We start from the raw sequence: 7903 nt of genomic DNA on the forward strand, positions 1-7903 counted from the left end.
TTCGTTATGAATATTAAGTCCCTTTTTTCGAGTTTTACATTAGCTTTTGTAGCAGTTTCTGGAGCACAAGCAGCATCAGCAATTACTACAGAACCAGAGCAAAAATATGTTCGCATTTGCGATGCATATGGCAAAGGATATTTCTATATCCCCGGAACTGAAACTTGTATGCGTTTATCAGGAAGTATCCGAGCTAGTCTTATAGGTGGTGAAAACATAGATGCAATAACTAATGCTGATTTAGCTAAAAGTAAAAAAACTTACAACGCATCATCACAATTTGTTCTTGCTTTTCAGACTGCTTCTGAAACAGAGTGGGGAACACTTCGTTCATATGTAAAAGTCTCCTCAACCTGGGGCGACGGTAAAGATAAAGCAGGAGCAAGAATCTCATCTGCTTACATTGAACTTAGTGGTTTTCGCATAGGTCTTGATGACACAATTTTCAACAGTTGGACCGGTGGTTATGGGAACGTTTTAAATGATGATAGTATAGCACCAGCAGGTAATACACGCACTAATTTTGTATCTTATACTTTTAGTGGTGATACTGGCTTTTCTGCTATTGTCGGAACTGAATTAGGCAATGCCTCAGGTCCTGAATCTGACAATATTCAATACTATTACATTGATAAAAATGATAAAATTGCTATCATTCCTCAAAATACTCCTCCAAGTAAAAAAATAAAAAATTATGTGCCTAATTTGGTTCTTGGTATGAAATTCATGCAAGCATGGGGCGGTTTTTCAACAGTTGCGGCTTACGATGCTTACTATAAAAAGTGGGCTGGTAAAACCCGTATAGATTTTAATATTAACGATAACTTAAACCTTTGGATCATGGGGGGATATAAAACCAACATTGATTACTACAACGCAGATGAAAATGTGCTGTCACGACAAAATACTACAATCTATGCAAACTGGGGTGGTAAGTGGGCCACTTGGGCTGGCGCGACTTATAAAATAACTCCAAAAGCAGATCTCAATGCTCAAATTTCTTACAGTGCTGTAAAAACCTTTGCCACTGCTATAAATGTCTCATATGCACTAATTCCAGGACTTATAATAACTCCTGAACTGGCTTATGTTTCTTGGAGTGATGACAGAACTTTCAAAGATATAGATAATAATATAAAATATACCCATGCTCTGGATGGAAAAAGTGCTTTGCGAGGCATGATTCGTATCCAACGTTCATTCTAATTCATACTTTTAGAAACTGGTAATTTGAATTACCAGTTTCTATTTTTTTAGCTATAAGTAAAATTGTAACAATATCTTTTTAATATTTATTTGCCACTATTTTTGACAAAAAACTGCTTAATTTGTGAAAATACTCTAAGTGAATGAATGGCTGATAAACATACCTCACAAACTCTGTATATCTGATTCAAATAATACAAACTTTAATAATTTTTAATCAAAATTGTGCAAATGTCCTTAAAAGTAATTAAAAAATCTGAATATATCTTACAAGCAATGATCAATAAGTAATCGAAATAATTACACTAATGCTAAAATAAATAGCAAAATTCTTTGTGACCTTAATGGTTTTTGGTTACGTCAAAGACATTCACCAAAGAGAGATATTTGTATCTTTTTTAAAATTATGAAGGTATTGTACCTACATTTTCTGAAGTACATACATGCATGTACTTTTTTCTCTCTTCTTTCAATTATTATCAAGTTTTTACGCTACAGATGCAAAACTAATATGCTATTACTTTTTATCTTCGATATTGTAGGCATAACATTAATATACTGCACCTCTTTTCCTCTACACACTCTTGAATAACATACTTTTCGTAATGTACACAAAAGCTTAACTTGACATATCTTTGAAAATTAATAGAGTATTCATACGATGAAAAAAATAAACTTTTAAAAGCTATCTTAATAAATCGACATTGCTTTTTTCCTTTTTTCATTAATTGTTTACATGTAATTTTGATCTCATACCATAAATAATCTTCTCGCTCTCATACAAACCTAAACTACAAAGTGTTATTGGTAAAAGAAAATATACAAGATGAATAATTACATGTATTAAAATTAAGAATAAGTTGAATTAATTTGATGGAAAATATTTATCTACTAATGCATAGATAATCGCCGCTGTTTCAGCATCCAAAATCCCATCATAATTTTCTTGACGAAAATGAAGCTGAAACGCTCGGATTAAATCTTTGTATCCACTCTCTGTACACGCCATCAGAATATCGTATCCATACTGCTTTAATTTAGCCAAAATATCTGCTTTAGTTGGTAAATTTTTACAAAACTGCTTCTGATAGTGATCCTTTAATTCATTATCATACCATGCCCCTATACCCGCAACATACAATTCTTTCCATGGAAAAGCTGCACCCGGATCACTTTTTCTTCCAATGGCAATATCGCTATGTCCAACAACATCAACTGGCATAATATCTGGATAACGTTGGAGAATATTTAATGCAAGTTCTTTAACAGCATCAATTTGTATCGGATTATAAGGAGGAAATATAAATGCTTCATTATTATAAACAGTTCCACGCTTAACAGCAGTATCATTTAAATTACTACTCCCAGAAAGCAAGCGAGCAACATATCTTTCATTTTCACTTTTATCACCACGCATATCCTTAAATTGAGATTCAGTATGTGTTTCTTTAAGGCAATTAGTGTGACCAGTAGCTAAATTAACTATTTCAATTCCAATAGATGTATCATTCAGATTACTACGTCCAGCCCATGAACTAACACCAGCATGCCAGGCACGTTCATTTTCATCAACTAGATTAAAAATACGCATATCCTTAAACCCTGCCTCAATATACGTTTTTTCTGAAGGATCAGGTACAAGATAATGAGCACTAACTGCAAGTCCTGTAAGTGCTGTAATCGAACTCTTAAAGTCGATAGAAGTATAATGCATTACAAGAAAACGAACACGACGATTAAAGCTTTTAACAGAACGATAGCTATTATAATCAATCTGATACATAAAAAAAATCTTCCTTTTTGTCTACATCACACATCACAATAGACCATATTCAAAACTAGCCGTAGCACCATTCAAAAATAGTTATTTGTAATATATCTTATCATCTATTTATTCAATTTCTGGGTACTTACACCCCAAATTGAATAGCCATAAAATATCAAACTATTATTCAAACTAAGAATTAATCCTCAATGCTTTTCAGATAATCAATAAAGCGATTACAAAAATACTGAAAAATCTTGCCGACCACTCATTTTCTAGAAAAGAAAATGCCTGGGAAAATATGAATTAAAAAAAACACAAAAGCTTTACACAATTTCTTATTGAATATTCACCCAAACTTGTTTGTACATAAAGCTCTTTCTGTTATTAATCTGAAATAATATATAGTTACAATTTCAAAGCTCTATTGCAGCCAGCCAGCCATATTTCATTGTATTATAACATCTCTAGAATCATAGAAAGAGTATTGATAAAAGAACTTTGTGGCAATATCTCGATAAAAAGTTAATTAATCTGTATAATTAACTTTTCATTAGAGCATTTTTTAATGAAATTTAAAGGTTCTTTCTTAAACATGGCATCGAAGATGGAAAGTCTCTTCCTGGTGTTCCGATAAAGAATTTCCTTCCCAATTCTTTTCAATACCCCTCTTCATCTATTAAATTAACATGTTTTCAAATTTTTTTCTCAGAATAAAGCTATTATTCTCTGTTTTTATCTTCTTAAAATATTAAAAGATCAAAATAATCTCAAGAAAAATTTTATTTGAATATTTTTGCATTATCCTCATAAAATATTATTAGCTATTTTCTGTTTACAAGTATCTTTTTAACATCAACCAAACTGTATACTCTTATAAAATTATGCTTAAAATCAGTCACGTATTGGAAAAAATCATATAATTATCATCATAGCCTTTAATTTGTATAATTATTGTAGCATGTTCAATGTTTTCTTAAAGAAAGGTAATAAGCTAATCTCAACTTCAAGATAAGGAATATATTTCGTATTTTTTCTATTAGCTGAAAATATTTTGAAATCAGTAGATCATTCTATAATCAATGAACCTCAAACATGCATTGCTAGTTGTTGATGAATAGAGTAATTTCTATATCAGCTAGAAGTGTAAGCGAAAATGATCTTAAAATTCTTCGATCAAATACAGTACTAAAGATGTTGATGACTAACCAATCAATTGTACCCTTATATCATGATTTCACTCTTATATAATTCAGGTGGAGTACAACATAACAACTATCTAAGAATGTTGATCAAATTATTCATATTGAAAAAACTGTTCTTATGATATTGGAGATTTAGCTTTTATATATCAGATGACTGCAGCTGTTCACAGTTTTTTCATGTATCCTTTTTCTATTTATCAAGCAGCGATTATGACTATTGGTGATAAATTTTCTTCAGGATAATATGTAAATACAAATTTACAAGATTTGAGTCAAAGCTTCGAAAAGAGAAATGTCTAAGTAACACACTATTTTGTTTATACCAATCAATTACAACAAATTAATAAAGCTATGATTGATTGTCTTGAGCAAGAAGATCTCATTATTATCCAGTAGAGAATTAAAGCTAATATCCAAAAAAGATAAAACATATGATCTGATAGCCCAAGGTATACGACATCCCTCAGTTTATCATGAAACTATTTTGTAAACTATAAAAATCTAATTGTAACGATTAAATATCATACCAGATACCAATAATATTCATCAAGTATTATTTCCTGATACAGTAAAATTCTTGATAATTTTATTGATACAGCATCTGATTTTTACTTTTTCTGTAATAGAAGTTTCCTTGTTATTTTGCTTGGTTTACCTAAGCAAACACTTATTTTTTAGAAGATTATTTAAAGTATAGTAAGAAGATGTTTTCTCTTGTATTGTGTATTCAATACGTTGGAGCTTGTATTGGAATTGATAAAAGTATCACTACACATTGTGGTTGATTATCATCTCTAAAAAGAGCCATTTGAATAAAATTTTTTATGGAAAATCCCTTATCTAAAGCACGAAAAAATTATCATCCCATAAACACATACCAACACCAAAGATAATCTTATATTCATGATTCAGATAGTGGCTTCATAATTTTTAAAAAGTTTTATCCTTTGTTTCAATCCTACCATCTCCCAACACATCCGTATATTCAAAAATCGGTGTTTCAAGTGCTTCAAAACCATACAGTTCGTACACTTCACGAATCTGAGCAATCATTGTTTCAATTGCATATAACTGTACACCTGTACGATCAACAAAACCACGTGGTAAACGAGCTTTGGTTTTTTCTTGTTTTAGCAGCATTTTTTTCTCTATTAATAGTATATATTCACGCTTTTTTGTGTCTATCTTATAGAAAAGCACTCTGCAATAATTTTGTAAATCAATCGTTATGTCACATTTTAAGTTTTAAGCTTTTTCTTAATAAAAAACCATATACTTCAACATCAGAAGAAGTTGTCATAAAACGACTTGTCTTAAAACCAAGCTATAAGCTCTACATTTTCACAATTATTAAGCATTTAAATGCTCTTAATATTTTTGCAAAATGTCCAGCAACAAAACTTCCTCCTGCAAGACTTATCAGCATAACAATAAGAAAGCCAATGCCAACGAACGGATAGAAAGATGCTTTCAACAACAAGATAAAGTGTCACAATTAACTTAGCTAATGGGCGATTTGCTAATAGATATTGTAGCTAATGGGGACTTTAGCTAACGATTTATAACATTACACTCTTTCTTTTCACATTCTATAAATTCAATATCTAAAATTTGACTGCTATAAACAAACTTTCAATGATAATAATCATCATCTATCGTAATATCTTCTTGAGAGTTTTTATCCGTTTTGGTGTATCTCTGTCCACTTTTGGAACATAATTGAACCTAAGGCATTGTATCTCCAGCATCATTCAAGGAGATAAACACATGGAAACCCGTATTCCAGGAGATACATCATTTGATACACATTTTCTAAAAGAAACCTCTTTAGAGGAACAGTATCCCCTTTTTCACATACCCATTTCATGGTCAGCAATCTTTGCTGGACTAGTCACAACCCTTGCCAGCTTGATCTGCTTATCATTTCTGATTGCGGCTTTAGGCTTAACCCAAATTGATTTTTACTCTTCATCCCCTTTTGAAGGCACCTTTCTATCCGTTGGTATTGGTTCACTCATTGCTATGCTGATAAGTCTTGCAGGAGGAAGTTTTGTTGCTGGACATTTTGCAGAAACAGCAGGAGCATTTCACGGCTTTTTAACTTGGGCTCTGTTAACACTGCTCATGACAATCCAAACAATCCTTTTTGTTTCAGGTTCTGTTAACCTAGGTACTAAGGCTATTTCAGCAAATATTACAGCAACTCAACAAGACATAACCAACCTAGAAACAGATACTATTCCCCTTCTCTCAAAATTAAACAGTGAAAGCTTTGAAAAGCTTTTACATACAAAAAACGAAGAGATCGATTTTGAAAAATTACGCAATGATTTGCACACTGCCCTCAATAGAAGTGAAGTTCCATCTCTCAATCCTGACCGCTTAAAGCAATCCTATAAGGAAGCTCTTAAAGAGATTGATTCAACAATAACAGCTTTCAAGAATGATCCTTCTCACTATCGCACATACCTTAAAAATCTGAGCAACCGTCTTTCTAATCATGCACAAACCATTACAGCAAATATCAATCAGAATGACATCATCAACGACCTCATGAACAATGGTATAACACATGCCGATGCACAAGCCATGGCAAACAACGCATTGCATATTTATCAAACAGCAGAAGCAAAAACCGAAAAGGCCATAAAAGCCCTCAAACAACAAGCAAATATACTCTCTAAAAAGCTAGATATGCCAATCAAGGATACTCGTTATATTGCAGATAAAGCTGTAAAAACAGCCTCTAGTATTGGATGGTGGGGCTTTTTAGGCGGCTTAATTGGTGCCATTATTTCTAGTATTTTTGGTTACTATGGCTACAAAAGCCGCAAAGATTCTTTCATGCTTTAAAAACTCATACCTTCATAAAGTATTGAACATATCAAAAAGCTGCAAAACCAGTGCAGCTTTTTATTTGCAAACTTTCTAAGGTCTTTCCTTCAAACCAAAAATAACATGTATCAAACAATCTATTCTCCAATAAAAAAACCTAAAAACAATTATTTATGAAGTTGAGATAATTGAAAATACCTTCTCAGGAAAAATCTTTAAATTTTCCTAATAAATTTTTCATGACATTTGGCTGCACTCTCCCTCTTTCATAAGCACCTTAATTTTATGCCTTACCCACTTTTTGCATAGCAGTTGATATTATAAACAAAATTAGCTCCACTAATCTTGGAATTTACCCACCTAATGCTCATCATCCAAATAATAAAAACTTTTCTATCTTTGATATAAGCGAAGATATACCTTAAAATTTTCCTGTTTGATGCTAATTGCTCAGATAATAAATCTTCTTAACCTTTGATATAAGCAAGGATATGTTTAGCCTTAAAGAAGATCAATCTTAGAGCAAACTTCTAAGCACTAGAGATGAGCTTTATGGCACATTTAAAAAATCTCTTACAATAATATTGCAATACTGCTGACAATTTTTATTTTTAACAGCTGAACCACTTTCTCATTATAGATTAGAAGGTGATATAGGCACTATGACAGCAGGCAGTGTTATTACTCACTGTTAAGGCATATTATCAGGATAATTTTTTCTATATAATTTCACCACTTAACTATAAGGAATATCTCTTTATTTGAAGTTTTCTGCTTTATGCTGAAGAGATTAAAAGAAAAGAGTATAGAATCCTTTTTAAGAGGACATTGTATTGTATTTCTTTTCACCATGAGCAAGGAAGGCACACATGCCAAAACAGTATCTCCTCTT

General features: G+C 31.7%; 3 protein-coding genes and 1 pseudogene. 2 read left to right on the plus strand and 2 right to left on the minus strand.

What is annotated here, in order from left to right; genetic code table 11:
* The first annotated feature begins 6 nt into the window (after positions 1 to 6).
* The gene (locus V4P56_RS04300) at positions 7 to 1206 is read left to right on the plus strand and encodes a porin (RefSeq protein ID WP_455481708.1); all 1200 of its coding nucleotides are present in this window, start codon (positions 7 to 9) and stop codon (positions 1204 to 1206) included.
* 865 nt (positions 1207 to 2071) lie between these two features.
* On the opposite strand, the gene V4P56_RS04305 is transcribed toward V4P56_RS04300, so the two are convergent.
* A complete protein-coding gene (locus tag V4P56_RS04305) occupies positions 2072 to 2989 on the minus strand; it encodes an N-acetylmuramoyl-L-alanine amidase (RefSeq protein ID WP_455481709.1) in 918 nt (305 codons plus the stop codon).
* Between the two features lie 2153 nt (positions 2990 to 5142).
* A pseudogene (locus tag V4P56_RS04310) lies at positions 5143 to 5316 on the minus strand (histidine--tRNA ligase); the annotation flags it as partial.
* 627 nt (positions 5317 to 5943) lie between these two features.
* Here V4P56_RS04310 and V4P56_RS04315 point away from each other — a divergent pair.
* Positions 5944 to 7029, plus strand: a complete 1086-nt coding sequence (locus tag V4P56_RS04315) for a YrzE family protein (protein ID WP_455481710.1) — start codon at positions 5944 to 5946, stop codon at positions 7027 to 7029.
* The last annotated feature ends 874 nt before the right edge of the window (positions 7030 to 7903 follow it).

It is taken from the genome of Bartonella sp. B35(2025), assembly GCF_053794465.1.